19 protein-coding genes and 1 other RNA gene are annotated in these 24,717 nt (G+C 32.7%); 15 read left to right on the top strand and 5 right to left on the bottom strand.

The window, feature by feature from the left end; all coding sequences use genetic code 11:
• The first annotated feature begins 239 nt into the window (after positions 1 to 239).
• Both nagB and NH26_RS16500 read left to right on the top strand, forming a co-directional pair.
• Positions 240 to 2,171 (top strand): glucosamine-6-phosphate deaminase, encoded by a 1,932-nt coding sequence (nagB, locus tag NH26_RS16510; RefSeq protein WP_044219639.1) that lies wholly within the window; start codon positions 240 to 242, stop codon positions 2,169 to 2,171.
• Between the two features lie 152 nt (positions 2,172 to 2,323).
• Complete coding sequence (locus NH26_RS16500; protein ID WP_174549712.1) at positions 2,324 to 3,565, top strand: exo-beta-N-acetylmuramidase NamZ family protein; 1,242 nt, start codon at positions 2,324 to 2,326, stop codon at positions 3,563 to 3,565.
• Between the two features lie 111 nt (positions 3,566 to 3,676).
• Here NH26_RS16500 and NH26_RS16495 read toward each other — a convergent pair whose 3' ends face one another.
• On the bottom strand, positions 3,677 to 4,336 hold the full coding sequence (locus tag NH26_RS16495; protein WP_044219633.1) for a nitroreductase family protein: 660 nt from the start codon (positions 4,334 to 4,336) through the stop codon (positions 3,677 to 3,679).
• 49 nt (positions 4,337 to 4,385) lie between these two features.
• Positions 4,386 to 5,183, bottom strand: coding sequence for an alpha/beta fold hydrolase (locus NH26_RS16490; protein WP_242427333.1), 798 nt, complete (start codon positions 5,181 to 5,183; stop codon positions 4,386 to 4,388).
• 89 nt (positions 5,184 to 5,272) lie between these two features.
• Between NH26_RS16490 and NH26_RS16485 the strand changes: the two genes are divergently transcribed.
• The 8 genes from NH26_RS16485 (at position 5,273) to NH26_RS16450 (ending at position 12,366) form a co-directional block, all read left to right on the top strand.
• Complete coding sequence (locus NH26_RS16485; RefSeq protein ID WP_044219630.1) at positions 5,273 to 5,767, top strand: hypothetical protein; 495 nt, start codon at positions 5,273 to 5,275, stop codon at positions 5,765 to 5,767.
• Between the two features lie 51 nt (positions 5,768 to 5,818).
• Complete coding sequence (pth, locus tag NH26_RS16480) at positions 5,819 to 6,379, top strand: aminoacyl-tRNA hydrolase (protein ID WP_044219628.1); 561 nt, start codon at positions 5,819 to 5,821, stop codon at positions 6,377 to 6,379.
• A 3-nt stretch (positions 6,380 to 6,382) separates the two neighbouring features.
• Positions 6,383 to 7,123 carry an SPFH domain-containing protein gene (locus NH26_RS16475; protein WP_044219626.1) on the top strand — a complete coding sequence of 247 codons (741 nt, stop codon included), beginning with the start codon at positions 6,383 to 6,385 and terminating at the stop codon, positions 7,121 to 7,123.
• 30 nt (positions 7,124 to 7,153) lie between these two features.
• On the top strand, positions 7,154 to 7,681 hold the full coding sequence (gene rimM, locus NH26_RS16470; RefSeq protein ID WP_044219623.1) for a ribosome maturation factor RimM: 528 nt from the start codon (positions 7,154 to 7,156) through the stop codon (positions 7,679 to 7,681).
• Positions 7,682 to 7,908: 227 nt separating this feature from the next.
• Entirely contained in the window at positions 7,909 to 8,469 is a 561-nt protein-coding gene (locus tag NH26_RS16465) for a hypothetical protein (RefSeq protein ID WP_139263127.1), read from the top strand.
• A gap of 236 nt (positions 8,470 to 8,705) precedes the next feature.
• On the top strand, positions 8,706 to 9,566 hold the full coding sequence (locus NH26_RS16460; protein ID WP_044219618.1) for a LytR/AlgR family response regulator transcription factor: 861 nt from the start codon (positions 8,706 to 8,708) through the stop codon (positions 9,564 to 9,566).
• A 204-nt stretch (positions 9,567 to 9,770) separates the two neighbouring features.
• Complete coding sequence (locus NH26_RS16455) at positions 9,771 to 10,139, top strand: DUF2141 domain-containing protein (RefSeq protein WP_044219615.1); 369 nt, start codon at positions 9,771 to 9,773, stop codon at positions 10,137 to 10,139.
• 1 nt (position 10,140) lies between these two features.
• Entirely contained in the window at positions 10,141 to 12,366 is a 2,226-nt protein-coding gene (locus NH26_RS16450) for an FAD-dependent oxidoreductase (protein WP_044219613.1), read from the top strand.
• Between the two features lie 73 nt (positions 12,367 to 12,439).
• Here NH26_RS16450 and ffs read toward each other — a convergent pair.
• Together ffs and NH26_RS16440 are read right to left on the bottom strand one after the other, a co-directional pair.
• Positions 12,440 to 12,530, bottom strand: an RNA gene (ffs, locus tag NH26_RS16445) — signal recognition particle sRNA small type.
• Positions 12,531 to 12,728: 198 nt separating this feature from the next.
• Entirely contained in the window at positions 12,729 to 15,632 is a 2,904-nt protein-coding gene (locus NH26_RS16440) for a DEAD/DEAH box helicase (RefSeq protein WP_044219609.1), read from the bottom strand.
• Between the two features lie 281 nt (positions 15,633 to 15,913).
• Here NH26_RS16440 and NH26_RS16435 point away from each other — a divergent pair, with 281 nt between their 5' ends.
• The 5 genes from NH26_RS16435 (at position 15,914) to NH26_RS16415 (ending at position 22,443) form a co-directional block, all read left to right on the top strand.
• Positions 15,914 to 16,528 (top strand): DUF4230 domain-containing protein, encoded by a 615-nt coding sequence (locus NH26_RS16435; protein WP_084812206.1) that lies wholly within the window; start codon positions 15,914 to 15,916, stop codon positions 16,526 to 16,528.
• Between the two features lie 204 nt (positions 16,529 to 16,732).
• On the top strand, positions 16,733 to 20,263 hold the full coding sequence (locus NH26_RS16430) for a SpoIIE family protein phosphatase (RefSeq protein ID WP_044219604.1): 3,531 nt from the start codon (positions 16,733 to 16,735) through the stop codon (positions 20,261 to 20,263).
• Positions 20,264 to 20,389: 126 nt separating this feature from the next.
• Entirely contained in the window at positions 20,390 to 20,887 is a 498-nt protein-coding gene (locus NH26_RS16425; RefSeq protein WP_044219601.1) for a hypothetical protein, read from the top strand.
• 136 nt (positions 20,888 to 21,023) lie between these two features.
• A complete protein-coding gene (locus NH26_RS16420) occupies positions 21,024 to 21,950 on the top strand; it encodes a hypothetical protein (protein ID WP_044219599.1) in 927 nt (308 codons plus the stop codon).
• 265 nt (positions 21,951 to 22,215) lie between these two features.
• Positions 22,216 to 22,443 (top strand): hypothetical protein, encoded by a 228-nt coding sequence (locus NH26_RS16415; RefSeq protein ID WP_139263125.1) that lies wholly within the window; start codon positions 22,216 to 22,218, stop codon positions 22,441 to 22,443.
• Between the two features lie 95 nt (positions 22,444 to 22,538).
• On the opposite strand, the gene NH26_RS16410 is transcribed toward NH26_RS16415, so the two are convergent.
• On the bottom strand, positions 22,539 to 24,716 hold the full coding sequence (locus tag NH26_RS16410; protein WP_084812205.1) for a L,D-transpeptidase: 2,178 nt from the start codon (positions 24,714 to 24,716) through the stop codon (positions 22,539 to 22,541).
• Position 24,717: the final 1 nt, after the last annotated feature.

The raw sequence follows: 24,717 nt of genomic DNA, 5'->3' as shown, positions 1-24,717 counted from the left end.
GTTTTCAGACATTAATTTCTTGTAAAATTAATCGTGAATAAGATTTAAATTAATGCTCATACAACTCAATTCTATCGACTAAAACCGTTTATCTATCGACGAACGTCTTGCATCTAAATTATTATGTACAATCTACACCTCTATATAAATTTGTGATATCAATTAGAAAAAGAAATGCTAAAGCAAGTTTAGATTCTTTTTGATTTCAGAATTAAAACAACCAAAATAAAGATATAAATATGACCACTACATTGTTGAACCAACAGGTGATGACAGACAGAGAGTTTGAACGTTTAGAGACGCTAACTTTCGGTACAAATGCAGAAGCATCTATCGTTATTGCTAATGAAATTGCTGACCTTATTCGCGATAAAGCTGCAAAAGGTGAAAATGCTGTTTTAGGTTTGGCTACAGGATCTTCTCCTCTTAAAGTATACGATGAACTTATTCGTTTACATAAAGAAGAAGGCTTGTCGTTCAAAAATGTGATCACTTTCAATTTGGATGAATACTATCCAATGCAACCTGATTCTGTACACTCATATGTACGTTTCATGAAAGAGAACCTTTTTGATCATATCGATATTGAAGAAAAAAATATTCATATCCCTGACGGTACTTTGGCGATGAAAGATGTATATGCTTTCTGTCAAGACTATGAAGCAAAAATAGCTGCTGCCGGCGGATTAGACATTCAAATTCTTGGTATTGGTCGTACTGGTCATATCGGTTTTAACGAACCTGGTTCGACAGAGAACAGCCGTACTCGTATGGTTACTTTAGCTGCGGTTACTCGTATTGACGCTGCTCCTTCTTTTGGTGGTTTGGACAACGTTCCAAAACGTGCCATTACTATGGGTGTGAAGCCAATTATGCAAGCGGGTCGTATTATCATGATGGCTTGGGGTTCTGGTAAAGCACCAATCGTAAAGAAAATGGTAGAGGGTGATATCTCTATGCAAGTACCTGCCACTTTCCTTCAGAAACATGACAATGTCTCTGTTTACCTAGACGAAGGAGCTACCGAACAATTAACACGTATGACTAACCCTTGGTTAGTTCGTGAAGTGGAGTGGACTCAAGCTATGGTGAAAAAAGCTGTGGTATGGTTAGCATATAAAACAGGTAAGCCTGTATTAAAGTTAACGAACAAAGACTATATCGAAAATGGTTTAGATAGCGTTTTATCAACAAAAGGTGCTGCTTATGATTTGAACATCGAAGTATTCAACCTTTTACAACATACTATTACAGGTTGGCCAGGTGGTAAGCCTTCAGCAGACGATACTCAACGTCCTGAAAGAGCTGAGCCTTCTAAAAAACGTGTAATTATCTTCTCTCCTCACCCAGATGATGATGTAATCTCAATGGGTGGTACATTCCAACGTTTAGTAGACCAAGGACACGAAGTACACATCGCTTACCAAACTTCTGGTAACATTGCGGTTTCTGATGATGATGCGCGTAGATATGCAACATTCTCTAAATCTCTAATGGCTAAATTCGGATTCGATTCACCAGAGTCAAATTCTAAATTTAAAGAAATTACAGGTTTCTTAGATGCCAAAGAAGATGGTGATATTGATTCATTAGCAGTACGTCAGTTGAAAGGTCAGATTCGTAGAGACGAGTCAATTGCAGCTTGTCGTTACACTGGAGTAAGTGAATCAAACGTTCACTTCTTAGATCTTCCTTTCTACGAGACTGGTAAAGTTCGTAAAAACCCAGTAGGTGAAGCAGATATTGAAATCATCAAAAACTTGATTTCAGAAATTCAACCACACCAAATCTATGCGGCAGGTGATTTAGCCGATCCACATGGTACTCACCGTGTTTGTTTAGATGCCATCTTCGCTGCTTTAGAAGAGTTGAAAAACGAAGATTACATGAAAGATTGTTGGTGTTGGTTATACAGAGGTGCATGGCACGAGTGGCCTATCGATGAAATCGAAATGGCTGTTCCAATGTCTCCAGAGCAAGTGATGATTAAGCGTAAGGCTATTTTCTTCCACGAATCTCAAAAAGATGGTGTTGTTTTCCAAGGTACTGATGACCGTGAATTCTGGCAACGTGCCGAAGAACGTAACTCAGATACAGCAAAATTATATAACCAATTAGGCTTAGCAGAGTATGAAGCAATGGAAGCGTTTGTACGTTACCACTTCAACTAGACAATAGATAATTAAATGCATCAAGGCTTTCGGGGAAACTCGAAAGCCTTTTTTTGTAATGATATTTTATTAATCTGAGTACAACGAAAAATATTACTTCACCCATATTTTTTCTATCTTCATTAATCAAATAAATATCTTTAATTCCCCCTATGATAAATAAAGCAATTTTTATAATCACATCTTTCTTATTATCAATTACTTCTTTTGCACAGAATTCTTATGTAAAAGTGGGTATTGAAGTATTACAAGAACAAAACTTTAAATCGTTAGAAGGTAAAAGAGTGGGTTTAGTGACTAATCCGACAGGTATAGACATTAATTTCACCTCTACTATTGATATTTTACACCAAGCATCTAATGTTAATTTAACAGCATTATACGGCCCTGAACATGGCGCAAGAGGGGATACAGATGCTGGAGCACACGTAGAAAGTTACATCGATAAAACTACTGGTTTAAATGTGTACTCACTTTATGGAAAAACTAGAAAGCCTACTCCAAAAATGCTAGAAAATGTTGATATTATAGTCTATGACATTCAAGATATCGGTGTGCGTTCCTATACTTTCATTAGTACCTTAGGTTTAGTTATGGAAGCTGCAGCAGAAAACGGTAAAGAGGTTATTGTTCTTGATCGACCAAACCCTTTAGGTGGAAAAAAAGTAGAAGGTAATATAGTTATGGATGGCTATTTCTCTTTTGTAAGCCAGTTTCCTATCCCATACATATACGGATTAACGGTTGGTGAATTAGCTTATATGATGAACCATGAAGGTTGGCTAAAAAATGGAATGAAATGTAAACTGAAAGTCATCCCTATGAAAGGGTGGAAGCGTTCTATGAGATTCCAAGACACTGGTCGTGCATGGGTACCGTCCTCTCCTCATATTCCAAATGTACAAACAGCAGAACTCTACCCTGCCACTGGTATAATTGGCGAATTAGAAGCCAGTTTTATTGGGATTGGATATACCTTACCATTTGGTGTTTTTGCCGCAGAATGGATCAACGGATTGACCTACGCTAAAAAGCTTAATCAATTACAATTAGAAGGTGTACATTTTAGACAAATCACTTTCACACCCTATTACAAAGATAAAAAAGGAAAAAAATTAAATGGTGTTCAGGTATATATTACCGATTATGATAAAGTGAGATTATCAGAAATTCAATTTCATGCACTATCCGTACTTAAAAAATTATATCCAGATAAAGACTTATTTGTAGGTAAAGAAAATCGCTTCTCTATGTTTGATAAAGTATGTGGTACTGATCAGATTCGTGTCAACTTCACTAAACATTATCACTTTGATGATATGAAACCTTATTGGAGAAAAGATGAAGAAACTTTTAGAAAAAAATCAGCAGTATACATGATGTATAGAAACTAGAAAATTAAACTAAAGTAGATAATTGAATATATCATACAAGTAAGAAACAACAAAAAAAGCCCGAAATTAAAGTAAAGTATAATTTCGGGCCTTTTTTATATTATATCTCTATTAGTACCATTGACTAATTTGTCTTAATGTTTTTCTTTCAATATTTGGTACCAAAGCATCCTTTTCTGGATAACCTACTGGTATTAATAAGAAAGGTCTTTCATTGGCAGGTCGATCCAACTCTTGGGCCAAAAAGTTCATTGGTGATGGAGTATGTGTTAATGCCACCAAGCCTGCTTCGTGAATAGCCTGAAGTAAGAAGCCACATGCAAGACCAACAGATTCGTTGACATAGTAATTATTGTGCCTCACTCCCATTTCATCAATTTCATAGACTTGTTTAAATACTATGATTAACCAAGGTGCTTTTTCTAAAAATGGTTTATTCCAATCTGTTCCAAAGGGTTTCAAATCTTCTAACCATTCCTCAGACATACGACCATGATAACCTTCGTATTCTTCTTTTTCGGCGGCTACACGTATTTTTTTCTTCATTTCTGGATCAGTAACGGCACAAAACATCCATGGTTGTTTATTTGCTCCGGATGGTGCCGCTCCTGCTGCCTTTATGATATTTTCTATCACCTCCTTTGGCACTGCCTGATCAGAAAACTCCCTTAACGATCTTCTCTTAAAAATTTTATCAAGATTTTTTCTTGATAACTCAATAATTTCTTCTTCAGACAGTTTTTCGTGTTTATATGGTATATATTCTTCCACTGATTATATTTTGATAGTAATAATGTTCACCTAGGTAAAAATACATAAATTATAAGATAAAGTTCAATACCGTATCCAATAGCTCTTGTGGTTTTTGAGCGTGAACCCAATGTCCGGCATCTGCTATCATTTCAATTTGAACGGTAGCAAACTTCTCGTCAATTTCGGACATATCAAAAGACTGAATGTAATTGGAATCTGTTCCACCTATAAATAAAGTGGGTACCTCAATAAGGTATTTACTATCCAATGCTTTTCCAACCTCTTCAATTTTAGCTGTTAAAACAGGTAGATTCATTCTCCAACCAAAACCTCCTTCTTTCTTTCTAAAGATATTTTTTAATAAAAACGATCTCTCTCCAAAATCAGGAATATACTCTGCTAAAATCTTATCCGCTTCACCTCTTGACTTTAAAGAATCAATAGGCATTGCATTTAGACCTTCTAATATTGTCTGATGGTGTACTGGATAATGCCTTGGGGCAATATCTACTACAACCATACGACTTGCAACATCAGGAAAGTTAGCAGCAAATTGCATCACCGTTTTACCTCCCATAGAATGTCCTAATAAAACAGGCTTATTTAATTCATGCTGATCTATAAAGTCTTTCAAATCTTGCGCTAGAATTTGATAAGAGAACTCATCGCTTTGTGGAGATTGCCCATGATTTCTCTGATCTACCATAAAAACATGAAATTTCTCTGCAAATTTTTTCCCTAAAGTCATCCAATTATCACATTGACCAAATAAGCCATGCAATATAACAAGTGGTGTATTTCCTTTTTCTCCGAGTTCTCTATAAAACAAATTCATCAATGAAGTAATTTTTATGATAGTATCCATCAAAATTAAATCACTTTTGATGGGTACTTAAAAGACTAATCTCTTAATTTTGAAGTGCAATTTATAAAATCATATTTTGAAAACTCACAATGCATAGATTCACCTTTAAAATTCTTTCAAGTTTATTACTCTTTTTAACGATAACTTCTTGTGGATTGAAAACTTCTGACAAGATTAATGCAAATGATGTCAATAGACAGATCAAAGAAAGAAAGATTAAAAGAATACAAGAAAGCGATATTGCTGATCAGGCATATAAGATAGGAGTAGCCCTTTCTGATTCTATCTTCACTATAAATTGTGGCGATATACCTGTAGACCTGATCAAGGTAAATAAAAAAGAATTTATTAATAAAGTTTGGGTAGACTGTGATGTCCCTTCGGATGGTTTAACTAAACAAGTTTGGGAAGCTTATCAATATAGTATCAAGAATAATATAAAGCTTGATGATAACTTACAGAGAATAAAAGAAGACAATGCAGTGAAAGCCTACCTGTTTTCTTCTCCTAAAATTGTTAACGATTCTCTAAAAATCCTTCAAATTGAACTGAATCACAAAGCGTTGGTCCTTTCTCTTTATTAAGAGAAAGCAAAAAACTATCTTTGCGAATCAAAATAAGAAAACAGTTTTAAAATGAAATATCTAATCGTCGGTTTAGGCAATATTGGTCCAGAATACGAAAAAACACGTCATAACATTGGTTTCATGGTGGCAGATGCTATCGCTAAGAAACATGACGCTAAATTTAATATGGATCGTTTAGCTTATATGGCAGATTTCAAACATAAAGGGAGAAGTATTACGGTAATTAAACCTACTACTTTTATGAACTTAAGTGGTAAAGCCGTAAAATATTGGGCGAATCAACTTAAAATTCAAAAAGAAAATATTTTAGTTATCGTAGACGACCTAGCCCTACCCTACACAACATTAAGAATGAGAGGTAAAGGTGGTGCTGCCGGACATAATGGTCTAAAAGATATTGAGGCTCAACTTCAATCTGCTGCCTATCCACGTCTCCGTTTTGGTATTGGTGATAATTTCTCTAAAGGCAAACAAGTTGATTTTGTTTTAGGAGAATTTTCTGAAGATGAAAAAATTGATTTAGATACACTTATCGATACATCCATTCAAATGTGCGAGTCATTCTGTAGTATTGGCTTGGCAAGAACGATGAATCAATTCAATAAATAACCCATGAAAGATAAAGTTCTTAAAGGTTTTTCAGGATATTTCATGATCATTCTCCAAGCAATATTGTTTGGATTAGCAGGGTATGTACTATCACTTCCTAACCTAGGAGCTGTTAGTATGCTTATTTTATTTATTGACTTAGTATTACTTAGAGGCTATTTTACTGTTTCTTCTAACGAAGCTGCATTAATCAACCTTTTAGGGAAATACAAAGGCACAATCAATAAAGCTGGCTTTTACTGGAGTCATCCTTTTAGAAAAATCATAAAAGTAAATTTAAAAGACAACGTTCAACATATTGGTCCTTGGTCTACATTTGCTAAAGATGGTGCTGAGTTAGAATTAAACGTAGAATGTAGATGGCAAATTAAAGACGCCGCTAAAGCTTACTACGAGATGTCTAATATTAATGAGACAGTAAATTCTATCGCAAAAGAAAAAGCACAAACTTTGGTAGAAATGTACCCGTATGAAAATACCAATGGAGTATCCTTACGCTTACATTCCAATGAGATCAACAGTGCTTTAATGTCGTCTTTAAAAGTACAATTAGCCGAATATGGTATCTTACTACAATCTGTAAGGTTTAATAGTATTCGTTTAATCAAAAAGAAAAGGTCTCCAGAAGATGCCTTACAATTAGCAAAAAAGCTAGTACATGAGGTAAATGACCTAGAACAGCTTTCAGAAAATGAAAAATCTGAAATGCAGTTACAACTTTTGTCAATTTTAATGACAGAATAATTAAATTAAGAAAAAGTAAATCATAATAATATGCTAAAAGAAGAGTGTTTTGAGTTTGGTAAAGTTACTAGAACTCACGGTTTAAATGGAGAAGTATTAATCTTTGGTGATGTTGATGATCTTACACTATATCAAGGTTTAGATGCTGTTTTTATAGAAAGAAGAGGTAACCTTGTGCCTTACTTTTTAGAATATTTATCGCTTCATAATAATCGCTTTATTGCAAAATTCGAAGATATTGAAAGTATCGAAGATGCTGAAGCGTTAAAAGATGCACAATTATATTTACCTCTTGCTGCGCTTCCTAAATTAGAAGAGGGTAAGTTCTATTATCATGATGTAGTTGATTTTACTATTGTTGATAAAAACTTAGGTGAATTAGGTCAGATTAAAAAAATCTACACTAATGCTGCACAAGATTTAATCGAGATGGAATACAAAGGGAAAGAAGTATTGATTCCTATTAGTGATGACATTGTTGGTAATGCTGATATGGAAAAGAAAACAATTCAAACTAATCTCCCTGAAGGTTTGATTGATATTTACATGGAAGAATAAATTGTTTAACATCAATCTTACTTAAATTTAACATTAATAAAAGGCTTTTATGTTTTTATAACAAAACATGAAAGCCTTTTTGATTTTAACAGTATAACAGATGTTTACGTTATCATTCATTTGATTTTCAGTAGCATCATTTTTCATTAACACACGTACATTTGTTTATATATAAACTTATAATCTCATATAAGGAAATATGTTTTATTTATCTTAAACTAATTTACGTGAAAAAGCTACTACTTACGATTGGACTTATAACTATGTACTGTTCGTTCATTGCCGGGGATACACAAGCACAAACAAGTGTTCAATACTATTATGGAATGGGGAACGTACAGCAAATTTCTGTATGGCAGAATGTTTCTGATAAGGACCTCTTAAACTTTCGTGTAGGTTATCAAGATTTTGCTGAAGATAATGTCTCTTTATCTCTTGGTTACGGACGTCTAATTGGTGATTTTCTTCCTTATTTAGTATTTAATAAGGATGTCACTTCAAACCTAAATAATTATTCATTTACTAATGGATATTATTGGGCTCCTGGCGGAAGATGGGATTTTGCTTTGGGTTGGACATTAAATCAGCATGAGACATATTCAAATCCTCAGGCAGAAATACCTTCAGACACCTACAGTAAATGGAGTCAAAGTTATTGGTTTGATGTATATTATAACCTTACTGACATGAAAGCTCAAATAGGCGCTGAAGTGGGGGTAACATCAACTGGTGTATGGTTTTGGGGAGTAATGTTCTCAAAAGCAATTGATTTTAGAAAAAAGCGTTAGATCGCATATAAATATTTAGTCTGATATAAAGTCATTTCTAATTCAGTTATTAAGCTAGAGTCCGTTAAGTTCATTTACTTTTCGGACTTTTTTTTTAATGAAAAACATTAACACCTAAGGAAAGGTCTCAACAAATAAAATTCCCCTTTTTATACTGAAGTACACCAAAATTTCATCCTCTTCAAGTACTATTATTTTTGAAGATTGATTATTTTTATAAGACCAAAATTTAGATTATGATTATTGATAAATTAAATGCTGCGTTTCCTTTAATTTCTAATGCTCAATCAAAATGGATCACCTCCTTTTGTTTCGGGCTATTTGTATTTATATTCTTATATACATTTCAACCGTTCGGAATTTCGACTGTCTCCTTTTATAAACCACTTTTCATCACCGGCTATGGTTTAATCACTTTCTTTAGTGTCTCTTTTTGTTTTTTTATCCTTCCATTAGTATTCAAAAGTTATTTCAACAAAGAAAAATGGACTGTAAAAAAAACAATTACCTTTTCGTTAATTGTAATGCTGTTAATTAGCACAGTAAACTGGTACTATACAGCTACTATAGGTGAAGAAATTTTCAATGGTTATCATTCATTCATCAAATTCATTGGGATTACTTTGTCCATTGGTATTTTCCCTACAACCGTTTTTATACTTTTCCTAGAAAATATACTCCGATCTAAAAACGAAGAAAATGCACAATCAATCACAAAAAATATTCATTCAAAAAATACAGTCGATACAGAGAAGGAAAATCTGATTTCTTTAAATACAGATAAAAAAGAATATCAATATTCAGTAGATCAATTTATTTGTGCAAAATCGGAAGGTAACTATATTGAGGTATTTCATATTGATAATAAAAACAAGCTTCAAAAAGATGTTATCCGATTATCATTAAAAAACACCACTAATCAACTTCCAAGTAATCACAATATACATCAATGTCATAGATCCTATATTGCTAACTTTAATCATATTGAAAAAGTAAGCGGTAATGCTAGAAACTATGAATTACATCTTCAACATACTGATTTCACTATCCCAGTTTCTCGTTCTTTTTCAAAAGATTTGATTGCACTTTATAAATAAACTTCACAAAAACCTTGTCCCATTCACCCCAAAAAGTGCTTAAACACCCCTAAAAAAAGACATTCCATCCCATTTCCTCCCATCAATAACAAATAGGTTTTAAAATAGGATCCTTCTTTACACCTTGCATCATCAACAAAAAACAATAATACGATGATAACTTTCCTGTTAAGCCTATTACTCTGTATCAATCCTTTCTCTGAGATGAATGAGAAAGTAACTTTAAAAATTACTGGTGCTACATCTAGTAATGGAAAAATTGAAATTGGTATTTATAATACCGCTGATAATTTCCCTGAAAATGGAAAACAATTTAAAGGGTATTCTATTGATGCGGATACCAAAACAATTCAATTTAGTATTGATGATTTACCCGAAGGAACATATGCCATTGCTATTTGGCATGATGAAAATGAAGACAAAAAGTTAAATACCAATTGGGTAGGAAAGCCAACAGAAAAATATGGTTTTTCTAACAATGTATTTGGTGTATTATCTCCTCCAGATTTTGAGGAGGCTTCATTTACAGTAGAAAAAAATAAAATTACAGAACTTACAATTAACCTAAAATAAAATGTCTTACCCACAATTTGATTCAATCATTATCGGTGGCGGCCTTGGAGGGCTTGTTGCTGGCGCCACATTAACTAAAAGAGGAAGAAAAGTTCTATTATTAGAACAGCATTATGTTATTGGAGGATGTGCCACTACTTTTAAAAGAAAAGATTTTGTCATGGAAGTAGGCCTTCATGAAATGGATGGCTTATATGAGAAAGATCTTAAAAATGATATATTCGATTACCTAGACGTTAAAAAGAATGTCGAGTTTATTAAAGTTCCGGAATTATACCGCCTGAGCTCAAAAGACTTTGATTTTGTTTTACCTCATGGTCATGACAATGCTTTAAAAGCACTTTCTGATAGATTTCCGAAAGAAAAGAAAAACATAGAGAAATTTTTACTTTTCATGGATCAAATTCTAACAGAATTACCATCATTTCCTACAGAAAAGTGGAAGCAAATGATCAACCTTCCAATTATGCCATTGCGTTTTCCAGCTGTTGTAAAGGCTTCTAAAAAGACTTTGGGAGAATGGCTTGATCATTACTTTGAAGATGAAAATCTAAAATTTCTTCTGCAAGCAAATTTATTGTACTATCATGACGACCCATATACAATGTCTATGATCTACTTTGCTGCCGCACAAACAAGTTATATTTCTGGTGGAGGTCACTTTATAAAAGGTGGTTCTCAAAAACTATCCGATTACCTAAAAGAATATATTGAGAAAAATGGTGGTCAGGTATTACTAGGTAAAAAAGTAAATCAAATTATTGTTGAGGATAAAAAGGCAACTGGGGTGATATTCCAAGATCACTTTAACTCTTCTGAACCTCAAAAAGTATACGCAAAGAAAGTTATTGCTAATGCCGCTGTTCCAGTTGTAAAAAATATGCTTCCCCCTAATGAAGCGAAAAAACTAGGAAAAAGTATTGATCATTTAGAAAAAGCCTGCTCTCTTTTAAGTATCTATATTGGTTTTAAAAGTGATATCAGAAAACTAGGTAGTGAAAATTATTCGACCTTTTTTAATGATGAATCTGTAAAGACAATAAAAGATGCCGCTAAAAATGCGAAAGATGATTATAGCAAAAGGAATTTTGTATTTGTAGATTACAATCAGATTGACGCTGAGTTAGCTCCAAAGGATAAAGGCTTTGGTGTAATTTGTAGTGCCGATTACTTAACTGATTGGGACAATCTATCTCCAGAAGACTATCAAAAGAAAAAGGAAGAAGTGGTACAAATCTATTTTGATCGCTTAGAAAAATTCCTTCCTGGTATAAAAAATGAAATTGAGTACTATGAATTAGCTACATCAAAAACTATCAATAGATACACAGGTAACCCTATGGGTACTCCTTATGGTTTTGCTCAAACACCTAAGCAAGCTGGTATGGGAAGATTACCTATGAAATCACCTATCAAAAACCTTCATTTTGCAGGTGCTTGGACTTTCCCTGGCGGTGGATTTACAGGTGCAATTATCAGTGGTTTTTTAAGTGCTAACCTAGTCGATCAAAAATTAAATTACGATAAGCTAGAGGAAGTTAATATTAAAGATCAATCAATCGTAAAGCTTATTGAGAAAAACATATTAGCAAAAGATACTATAGAATTGGTTTATGAAAAACCAGATTCTTTTGATTACAAAGCTGGCCAATATGCTATTTTAGAATTGGTCGACCCAAAGTATAATGACATAGAAATACCTCATCGTCCGTTATCATTAGTTTCACATCCATCGGAAAAGGTGATTAGATTTGCTATGAGAAGTAGTCATAGTTCATACAAAAAGTCTATTGATGCTATGAAAATAAATGATTACAGTAGAGTTTATGGGCCTCTAGGTAAATTCAATGTAAATGATGCTAATAAAGGAATTGCATTTATTGTATCAGGTATTGGTATTACTCCTATCCTACCATTACTTAAAGAGTTGGAAGAGAAAAAATATCCTCATCCCATTTATTTATTCTATTCAAATAAAACGGAGGAATCTGCTGCTTATCACCAAGATTTCTTAAAAATGGATCTTCCTAACTTCAACTATGTACCCGTATTCACTTCGGTAGATAAGCGAATTGATGCTAACAAATTGAAGGAACATTTACATCAGTGGGAAGACTTCCAATATTATATTATTGGTTCTACTGAATTTAGCAAGAGTATCAAAAATCAATTGATTGCTAACCCCTATATCAATATGAATGATATTAAAGTTGATGATTTTGGATAAAATCAAATTGAATAAAAAAAGGTCGATAAACTTTAAAATTTATCGACCTTTTTTTGAAATATTTTTATATAAAAAAAACAAGCCAGGAACGCATCGCTCAACCTATTACCCTTGCTTACTTCCGTACCTGGGGGATTGTAGGGAGCAAATCGACCTGACTTGCGATGCAAAGGTACGTACATTTTTTTATTCTGCAAGACTATTTATTAAATTTAATCTCAAAAACTTATAAGTTAGCTATAATTATTTTACTATCAATAGTTTAAAGTTCATTTTTATTCAAAAATAAATTTTAAACATTAAAAAAGGGTTACTTCATTCTCAGAAATCACCCTTTTTTAGTTGTGTATTTTTTAAACACTTTAAGATAATAATGTGCTTATATCTTCTTTACTCAATTTCTTCATAAAGCTTTCTTCTGTGGTTATTAAGGTATCCGCCAATTCTTTCTTACTTTGTTGAAGTGCTAATATCTTCTCTTCTACAGTACCTATAGTGATGAACTTATACACAAAAACTTTATTTTCTTGACCAATTCTATGTGCTCTATCAATGGCTTGAGCTTCGATAGCTGGATTCCACCAAGGATCTAAAATAAACACATAATCTGCCGCTGTTAAGTTTAAACCTAATCCACCTGCTTTTAATGAAATCAAAAAGATCTGAATATCTTTATTATTCTGAAAATCATTCACTTCTTTCTTACGGTCTTTAGTACTACCATCTAAATAGGCATATTTCATTCCTCTATCATCAAGTTCTTTTTTGAAAATAGAAAGATGTTTTACAAACTGACTAAATACCAATATTTTATGTCCTTCTCCCACAGCATTACTCAATGAACGAATAACTTCATCAAATTTCCCTGCCGAATCTTGATACTTCTCTTCTACTAATTTTGGATGATTGGCTAACTGTCTCAATTCTGTCAAACCTTTGAGTAACATAAATTGAGACCCTTTCACACCTGTAGTTTCAATATGTTCCAGAATATCGTTTCTATAAGAAGATTTTACTTCTTCATATTTTTTCTTTTGTTCCGGTGTCATATCAATATACATCACCTTCTCTACCTTTTCAGGCAATTCAGAAGCCACTTGAGACTTATGTCGTCTCATAATAAATGGCTTAATTAAACGATAAAGTTTATTGTATTTTGCTTCATCCTTTCTTTTTTCAATGGGTGTCAAGAATTCCTTTTTGAAGAAGTTTTGACTACCTAACAGTCCCACATTTGCAAAATTCATCTGCGACCATAAATCCATTGTCGTGTTTTCAATTGGTGTACCTGAAAGCAATAAACGTTTTCGGCTTTTTAATTGATTCACTGCTTTAGTAACTATTGAAGTCGGGTTTTTTATGGTTTGTGCTTCATCAAGAACGATATAATTGAAATAATACTCTGATAATATCTCTGCATCAATTCTTGCCGTACCATAAGAAGTAATGACAATGTCATAATGACCAAATTTCTCTGGATCCTTCACTCTGTTAGTTCCTGTATAATTAAGGATTTTCATTTTAGGAGTAAACTTTTTCGCTTCCATCTCCCAGTTATACACCAACGAAGTAGGCATAATCAAAAGTGATGTCCCATTTTCGGAAACTCTTTCAAATTCCAGTACGCTTAGAGTTTGTACTGTTTTACCCAATCCCATATCATCTGCTAGGCAACCTCCAAAATTATATTCTGAAAGGAATCTCATCCAATTGTATCCCGCTTTTTGATAAGGTCTTAATTTGCCTTTAAAAGATCTAGGTACTTTATACTCTTCAATTTTATCAAAATCACTTAATCTTTCTAGTTTTCTATCAAAGCTTACTTTAGCTAAAGACCCTTCTTGAAGGTCTTGAACTAATGCTAAGTGATGTTTTTGTAAACGAGGAGACTCATGGTCTAAGAAATAAAAGAGCTCTTGATATTGAGCAAACCATTCATTAGGAATAATAGCTATTTCTCCATTGGGCAGTTCAAATTCATGTCTTCCTGATACTATTAACTTTCTTATTGTCTGAAAAGGAATTTCAAATTCTCCAAAAACTACTTTTGTTTTAATATCAAACCAATCTCTATCTTCAGTAACCTCAAGATTAATTTTTGATTCGCCAACAAAGTACTTTTTCCCTTCTTTTAAAGATTGAACAACCTTTACATTTAGTTCCTCTAATGCTTTTGCATTTTTAGACAACCAAGTAAAGGCATCATTTTTTGATAAAACTACTTTACCATTATCAACCCCTTCAAGTTCAAATTCCTTTATGGCATTAATAATTGATTTTTCAAATTTATAATCTCTCCATGTTTTGGTAAACGTGAACTCATCGTTTTCATAAACCATGGTTACTTTACTTCTTTTACCAAAAGTAGAGGCATCTACAACTACTCCTTTATAGTCGAATTGCACAAGAAGCTCTACCTCAGAAGGCATCATTTCCTGGTCTTCTTCGTTTTCAATAATAATTTCAGAAACCTTTAACTTAGCTTTCACCTCCTCATTTCTATTGATAATAGAGAAGCCACTAGCTCCTACATTATAGTCCTCAATAAGGTGGGAAATAAACTTCTCATAATAACTTTTCTCCATTTTCTGAGGAACAGCAATGAAGTTTTTAAATAAGAAAGGTTTGATTTTTTTGCCGTCTACACCTCCTTTAAAAGTAAATAATTTACCTTCTAGTAATAACCAAGCTGGAGTGTTTGATAATAGAACTGCACTTTTATATTGGAACTCAACTTTTTCTCCGTTATGGTACATAAACGGTCGATAGTTGGTATTTTCTTGCTCTTTATTACGCCAAAATCTAAATTCAATCTCAGCTTTTTCTTTTTGTACTCTAATCGTTTTATAAGTTGGGTTTCCATCTTTCCCCATCTCAAAAACCATTTTGTTATGTAGTTTATCAAGAATTTTTGAACGCTGTGTCTCTACATAACTGATGATTCTTTTTTGTAAAAGCTGATCTCCTTTTTGCTCATCAAAAACAGATAGAAAAAAAGCATCAGGTTTCATTCGCTTTTTATTTCCAAAGCGATTGGCAATTGCATCAGGTTGAATTTCATCCATTAAGGCTATCAGATCAAAATCTGTTTGATCTAAACGCTGTTGAAACTCATGAGCATTTCTAGAAGAAATATTCTGATGTTGAAGGGTTAGTTTATTTTCTTTATTTAATTGTATAACAAAGGATTCAAAAAGATATCCTAAGAATTGATGCTGAAATAATGAATATACTAACTGAAATGGAAGTGACGTAGAGACTTTCATTTAACTCGATAAGATAATTTATAAGCTATATTTAGCATTATTAAATCATCAAAACTAATAGATTTCGGTTGAAGTTCAAATCACATCTAAAAAAAGTCGCTAATATTGATAATTATCATAGCTATCTGATTTCAGAATGTTATTATTTCTGAAAATCAACTTAGTAATGTTAGAAAGTAACAATTAAATGCAAACAATTGTCATTCAATAAATTGATTATTTAGGTATATCCAATTTTGGATTGTATTTTTGGTGGAAATTTATTCGCTAATATTACATTTATGTCCTCAAAGATTCATACGATACTTCTTTCAACAATTGCTATTTTGATGTCATTCTACATTCTTTTTGACATCTATCAAGATAATTATTCGGAGAAAAAAAATGACCACCAACTTATTGTAGAAGAATTGGAGGGGCTTGGTCGTTTAGAACTTTATAAAGCTCATGTTAGAGACGTAGCTGAATACTCTGAGAATAATGAATATTTAGAAGACATACCTGTAGCCAATGAATTCTTCAAATCAAAAATTTTAGCCGTGATTGGTGGTGAGATTGTATGCTACATCAATTTAAATGAAATAAAAACAGACGACATTCACTTATTAGATTCGACTGTTGTTGTAGATCTACCCGTACTTCATATTGACGGAAGAATCAATCCTCAAGAAGTGAAAATTTACTCTTCAGAACATGCTGGACCAGATGCAATGAATAAGCTTTATATTGAAGCAGAGAAAAAATTAAAAGTCACAGGTCAAGAAATGCAGTTAGAAGCACGCGCAAAAGATAACGCTAAACAATATTTGGCACCCATATTGAGTAAGATAAGTGGTAATAAAAATATTAAAATAAACTTTAAGGATAGCGTACATTTAAACTATATGCGCAAATAAGACTACTGATAGTACCAATACTAATTATAGCTTCTTCTTTTTCACCTTAATAAACATAATTCACTTTTTTATTACACTAAAAGCATTTTGTTTACGTTATACTTTTGATTATTCTAATGAATAATTGTATTATGAGCTAAACATTATTGCATTAGCATTTTTTTATCGATCCTTTTATCGACTTGTTCAACGCAAAGATTTGCCATGAAAAAGTATTTCAACTCCATAAATTACCTTACATCTTTTCTATTACTTTCACTAATATTTGGTATAAGTAAGCCCTTATCAGCACAAAACATTTTAAGTACTCACTATTCTAAGGATGATGGTCTTAAAGCTGATTACATTAAAAATATCGCAAAAGACTCCATTGGTTATCTTTGGATAGCAAGTGACAATGGTCTAATACGATATAATGGCACGAGCTTTACTTCTCTTGGTGCAGACCATTTTGAAAGTCAGTATATCAAACAAGTGCTCCAGAAAAAAGATGGTTCTCTTTACGCTATTTCTAATAAAGAGATTGTACAAATCTTTAGTAAGCCCAATGGTGTAAGGTGGCATCACCTTATGAAAATGGAATCTGAAGAACAAGTAGCTGGTAAACTTCATTATGGCAAAATGCTTTATGAAGATAATAACAACGACTTATGGGCAGCTGATAACTATCAAATTTTCAGACAAAACAAACAGGGTAAATTTGAAGTAATGCTTACTGATTTCACTCTAAGCACAGAGAATGAAACTAAATCTTTTCAATTAGCAGAAAACTTCCAAGGTGTTTTATATGCTTTCCATAATTCTGGTACAGTTTATAGATTCGACCCTGAGAAAAATAAATTTGTTTTAATATCAAAGACACTAGGGAAATTAAAAAATGTACAGCATGCCTTATGGTATACTGAATCTTCTTTCCTAGTAGCTGATTCTGATAGAGGTATTTCATTAGTAGACATTATTAATGATAAAGTACAAGTACATCAGATAGGAAGGAACTTCGACGCATCTTACATACAAGAAATTGGAACTGACCAGTACCTTATCACAGGTTATATAAGTGGTATGTACCGTCTTGAATCTACATTCCAGGGTTTTAAACTCTTCCGTGATCCTGAACTAGGTGTATATAATGGTAACTCTATTTATTATAACGACCTAGATATCTGGTTGGCAAAAGACAATGGTATTTCACTATTCCAACAATTACCATTTAACGTTTTCTCTAACAACCTTACAACCTCGTACATCCAACACATTAACGGTATTGAGGATAACCTTTTCTTTTCTGATGGTGGTAACTTATTTTCTGGTGTAATGAACACTTTAAATCAGTTCACTTTAACATCAAAGGTAAAAACAGGTAACGGTAACTCATTTCTTAGAATTTTACCAACAAAAGAAGGTGTTTATACTTCGGATGCCAATGGTATCATCCAGTTATGGAGAAACGGAAAAGAAATTAAAAAAATTGACATGTCTAATATAGGTGGAGCCATTTATATATTAGAACAAGATAAAAATGGTAATCTCTGGACCTGTCAAGATGGTGTTGTTGGTGCAATCAAAATTGGGAAAAATAATAAACCAATTATCTATGGATTGGAAGAAGGAATTAGTAGTAGACCTATTGTAATCAAAATTGATGACAAAGGAGAAATATATGTAGGTGGTACTGCAAAAGAGGGTCTAATCTTTAAATATGATTCTAGAAATAATTTATTTAAAAACTTGACAGCTGATATTAAATTCAAAATAGAAAATAATATCCAGACCAACGATATCTCTTTCTTGAAGTCAGGAGAAATTATATTAGGTACCTCTTACGGTACCTTGATTTTAAAAGATAATAAATTTAAGAGACTAAACTTCGGTAACTTCACCTCAGTAACTAATAACGCATTAGCGGTTGACCCTAGCGAAAAACAATTATGGGTTGCTGCTTCGAATGAATTAATTCGTTACAATTTTGAGCATGATGAATACCTTATTTACAATAACAAAGATGGTCTTCCAGATGCTAACTTTAATATTAGAGGTCTTTATATTGATGATTATGGTAGATTATACATATCAACTACTAAAGGTATTGGATTTGCCCCTAACCTTCAGGTATTAAAAGAAACTCCTCGACCTATTGTTAAAAGAGTAACTGTCGGTAGTGATCGTCTTAAAGATAATGACATTGCGGAAGTACCTTCTGATAGTTATATGAGATTGAATTTCCATATTTCTGTCTACCCTACTGAAAACGTTGCCTTCCAAAAAAGAATTTTGGGTTACCCTGGAAAAGATGAATGGGTAAACTTTGAAAAAGAAGCTGATGGTTTACTTGTTTCAGATCTAGAATCTGGGTCTCAATATACCTTAGAGATTAGAGGTAGAAAAACAGGTAACTTCTCTTGGTCTAGACCGATGTCGTATAGATTCTCTGTTTACACTCCATTCTATAAACAATGGTGGTCTTACCTTATTTATTTAGGTGTTACTATTTTAATTATTGTTGTTACTATTCAGGTCAATAGATATAGATCTAGAAGAGAACAAAGAAAACTAGAAGAGCAAGTAAATATTCGTACGAAGGAGGTAGAGCAACAAGCGACCGAACTTACTGATAAGAACTACGAATTAGAAAAAGCCTTTAACCGTCTAAAACGTTCTGAGGCAATTCTAAACCACAACACAAAAGAATTAGAAAGAGCGAAAAAAGATGCTGAAAAAGCAGCATCTAAGCTTAAAGATCAAAACAGTCAGCTAGAAGAAACATCTCGAACAATTCGTGAACAACACCACGAAATGAAATCTCACCGAGAGCAAATTCTTAGACAAAACGAACTTGTAAAAGAACAGGCCCTTCTACTTTCTCAGCATAATGAAAAAGTAAAAAGTTCTGTAAACTATGCAAGACGAATGCAAACGGCAGTGTTCGGTAGAACTACCGATATGGAAGACCACATGCAAGGAATTGGTCCTCACTGGGATGGTTTCGTGTTTTTAAAGCCTAGAGATATTGTATCTGGTGATTTCCACTGGTATGGTGAGAAAAATGAGAATTACATTATTGTAGCGGCAGATTGTACTGGTCATGGTGTTCCAGGTGCCTTCATGTCACTTATTGGTAATGACCTTCTAAACCAAATTGTTTACGAAAGAGGTATTCTTGATCCGGGTCGTATTTTAAAATTGATGAATGATATGATTCGTCAAGCCTTGAACCAAGCAGAAAATGATGACAGTCGTGATGGTATGGACATCGCTATTTGTATTGTTTCACCTAAACGTAAAACACTAACATTCGCCGGAGCTGGTAGACCTCTATACTATGTAGACAAAACCAACCCTACAGAGTTACAAAGAATGAAAGGTGGTAAGTTTGGTATTGGTGGTAAGAAAAACCAAAAGAAGAGTTATGAATCTTATTCATTACCGCTAGAAAACATCGAAGTATTCTATATTTGTTCAGATGGTTATCAAGATCAGTTTGGTGGTCCTAACGGCAGAAAATTGATGCAAAGACCATTCAAAGAATTACTATTCAACATCCATAAAAAAGACATGAATATTCAAAGGGAAGCAATTTCTAAATTTATGGAACAATGGATGAGAGAAGGTAATCAAAGACAAATAGATGATATGCTTATTATTGGTGTTCGTCCTCACGTTATCGTTGATGAAGTGGAAGAAGATGAACTACAAATTCAAGATGAATCTAAAATTGAAAGACATACCATATTTTAAAATGGTAAAAATGATAATGAGGGAAGTTACAGTAGCTTCCCTCTTTTTTTTGGTTAAAAAATATAGGATGCATTATTATTCATCAAATAATCTCTTAGAGATTAAAAATTAGCGTAGTTTTACAACGTGAAGTTTACACCTAACACATATCATTCAAAAAAACTTTCCTATTTTTTTACTTTAATAGTTTCTATTTTATTTTTCTTTAGTTTTTCAACATCATTAAAAGCTCAAGAAATTAAAATTTCATGTATCACTATTTATAAAGTCGAAGACGAAGGATTACTTGATCATGAACTGTCGCATGAAAGGGTAATGATCAGTATTTCTAATCAAAAAGAGAACGAAGTTTGGAGGTTCTTTTTTGAGAATAAAAAACTGATGGCTTTAGCATGTGAAGAAAAAAAAATAGAATTTATTGAAATGTCATCCTCTAAAAATAAAAAGTTTTACAACAGAGATTTTGACATTAGCATATCTTTTACAAAAAAAGAAAAACAGACTTTAGAGATCCTCATAGATAAAAAAGGAAATAATATTAAAACAATACGTATTACTAAATCTGAAGATCAAACTGACATTATTAATCATCTAAATATTAAACATATCGTTCATTCTTCATAAGCTAACTCCCTTCTACTATTTCATATCTTCTTTATTATTTATAACCTTATTACAATAATTGTTTAAACAAACGAATATTTTTCGTAAATTGAGAATAACTTAATCCGTATGTTCATTTTACATTCTCTTGCACAAAATGAAAATTTTTTATTTAGAACGTTATTCACTTCTTATTCTATTCTCTCTATTATTATCAACACAAATAGTACAGGCACAAGGTTGTTCCGATGCCGGAGTTTGTAGCATTGGTCCTATGACTCACAACAATGCTATGGGTGATGATGTCTCAAACGGTGAATTCCGTCTAAAACCCACTTATTCTCTTGGAGAAAAACAAACTCATATAATTGGACTTCAAATGGAAGCTGATTACAACATTAATCAGGCTGTTTATTTCCAATTTGTGATGCCATATATTGTGTCTACAGGAGAACTAGGAACTGCTGCAGGCTTAGGAGATATTACTTTATCTGTATCAGTACCTGTTTTCAAAAGTGATAAAGTATCGGCTACTCTTTTTGGTGGAGCAAAAATACCTCTTCAAGACGGTAATTTAATGGATAATGGTCTTGCACTACCAATGGCTTATCAACCCTCTTTAGGTACTTTTGATGCTCTAGGAGGTATCGCTGTGAATGTAAATAAGTTTCTATTTTCTGTAGGATACCAACATCCATTAACTCAAAATAGTAGTACTTATGTACAAACAGATCCTAGTCCAGATGCTAAATTTAAAACTACTAATGGCTATGAGCGAATGCCAGATTTGGCAATTAGAGCAGAGTATAAAAAACCAAGTGCTGATAAATGGTCATGGAAAACCGGCTTACTAGGTATTTACCATATTGGAGAAGATACCTACATCAACCCTGAAACTGACGAAAGAAAAAACATTGAAAATTCTAGTGGGTTAACTTTAAACATCACTGGTGGTATTTCTAGAACTTTTGATAAATATACCTTAGGTTCTGATTTAGGATTTCCTGTAATGGCAAGAGAAGCAAGACCTGATGGTCTTACACGTACAGTAGCACTTAGTGTATGGATAGGCTGGAAGTTCTAACCTTAGTTATTCAATTCTACATTTCAGAATTAAAATTGGTTTACGAAAATACACTTTGATAAAAGTAAAACTCAAGTATTGTGTTTGTGTTACATAACGAACATAATACTTGAGTTTTTTTTGTCTATTGATTAATAAAAGAGCCTATTTTGAACGCTAAATTAAGTCAATATTAAATTATAAAAAGGGTCGATTTTATTGTAATTAGATAGCTGGTATTTAACTTTTTTTTGTTATTTTTGATTATAATCATTCTTTGATGAACATGAGTATCGCTAATACAAATCAATACCTATGGGAAGGTGGATATGAGAATACTGACACTCATTCTACCACTTTCAAAGTAACCTTAGTCTATGATGACAACACAGAAGAGGTTTTTTTTGAAAATGCTCAGCACGATTTAACTGAAGATGACTTTTTTGCTTCTAAGTTATTAGGAGAAGATGGAGTTGTCGATTTTTATATAGAACTAGAAGGTGTTTCAGTTTAATAACTGATGCACCTTCTTTTTTTATATTATGATTTTATTTTTTAGACTGGAGCCTTTCTATAAACCTATAGAAAGGCTCCGAATATTTTTAAGACCTAATCATTCATAGTAATTGCTTGCCCATTTACAGAAGAAGTCAATACATATTGATTTGATATCCATTTATATTTTGAATAGTAAGCTTCTGCAAGTCGATGGATACCCCAAATCATTTCTTCTTTGGGCCTTGAAACTGTAGTAATTTTCATATTGGATGTATTTTCAGAACTCCTAGAATATTGAAATAACTTCCATAACCCAATTTCATCCATTAATGCCAGTGCTCCCTCAGGCCCTAATTTACTCACTAAATGTTCCTGAAAGTTTTGTCCTTTTACAGGAAGTAATTTACCTGCTTTTATTTCCCTTTCATACAACTCTCGTTCTCCTAATGCATAAATATAAGCTTGAGCTAAAATTGCATCATAATAATCTATTTCTCCAGAAGGTAAACTACCAGGGAGTTCATTACTAAGAGATGTGTAAGCATTTAACCAATTCAAATGATCCCATTGATCTAAATTTTCAGGGTAATCTGAAGCTAGAGTATCTAATAACCCCATATAGTGCATAACTCGTCTTCTCTCATCAGATATGGATAAAAACTCTATACCACTAATAGAATCGTTATTATCATTAAAATAAGGGTCTATTACCGTCTGTTCCTCAATATTAATCATACTGTAAAAACCCGTTGTATCTATATCATACTTAGAAAATGCGTTTGTTAGATCTTTTTCTAACCTTAATTTTGCATCATCTAATCTTCCTGTAAAATAAGTTTTTAACTCATTGTACTGATAATTCCTAAAAAATGGATGTTCCTGTCCTCTTTTGAGAACATCTTTATAATACTCTCCTTTAAACCCAAAATGTTGCTGAAAAGGAATATGATCATAATTTGAAGTATCTTGCATGTGCAACCAATACTTCATAGCTGATTCAGGAAATGGTACATTAATACTAATTTTTACATCTGCAGATTGATTTTCTATTTTAGACATTCTATACGCAATAGAATTAGCTAATGGAGGTAAAACTTTTGTATATAATTTATTATTTAGAGTCATAGAATCAAGCAAATTTTGCGTTCTTATCACAATACTTTGCTCATTATATATTGATTCTAAATCCGTATTATCAAATCCAGGAAGATTGATTTTAATTGGAGGATGTAAAGCAGATGCATCTAAAAAAACGGGTAAGGTTTTTTGTTTCTTTACTATTTCTTTGATGATAAACGAATTGATATTAGACATTCTGACACACCCACCAGAAAGTTCGTACCCCAATTGGTCTTCTCTATTAGTTCCATGTAAATACAACTGCCTAACACCTGAATTACTGTTATCTATAAATGAAAATTCATCTGGATTCTTTCTTAAATATTTAGTTGCCTCTAAGTCTACATATTCAGAACCAATATTCTGGCCAATTAACCCAAACTGATTAGAACATATAAATGCTTTTTCAGTTTTTGTAGATTTTCTATAAATGTATAAAACCTCCTCGATATAAGACTGACCTTCTAATTTCCAAAACATTTTTTGAGGAGCAGTAGTCTTAGTACGAGATTGCCATCCTGGCTGTGAGTACTTATCATAAACAATAAAATAACCCACGGGTGTTCTTCCAGAATCCTCTTGAAAACCGATACCGTGCCATGCAGAAGAAATAGGAAACTCAACTAACTCACCTGTAGCCATGTTAACAATATACCCATGTTGTCCACCAACATTAGCTTTAGCAATATTCCCAACAAAAGCATATCCTGATCGTATTCCTTTTGTTTTTCTTAAATAAGTAAATGCCTTATTCAACTTCTGATGAATCAAAGCAAAACGTTTTGGATCCGTTTCCTTATTTAAGACTTTCATATCACAATGAGAATTTTCCAGTAACATCATTTGTTGATGTTCTGACATTTCCTCATAGTCAGTATATAAATCATTTAAAAAATTATCCGTCAGAAGTGCTAAACTTTCAGGCATTTTATCTTTAGCCTCTTGAAGTTCTTGCATAGAAGGAGAGGAATATATCTTGGCCATCACCTCTTCTGACGTACTAGATCGAGACGAAACAAATATGTCTGACCCCGTTAACTCTTTCCAATTAAAATCATTCCCTATAAAATGATCTAAACTACTAATCTCTTTTGGCTTTTGATGTGGTGCACATGAATACAAAAACAAAAGAAAAAAACTAAAAAGTATAGATAGTTTTCTTTTAAACATA

Source organism: Flammeovirga pacifica, from assembly GCF_000807855.2.
In the GTDB taxonomy this organism is placed as follows: domain Bacteria; phylum Bacteroidota; class Bacteroidia; order Cytophagales; family Flammeovirgaceae; genus Flammeovirga; species Flammeovirga pacifica.
This window is presented reverse-complemented; position numbering and strand designations above follow the sequence as displayed.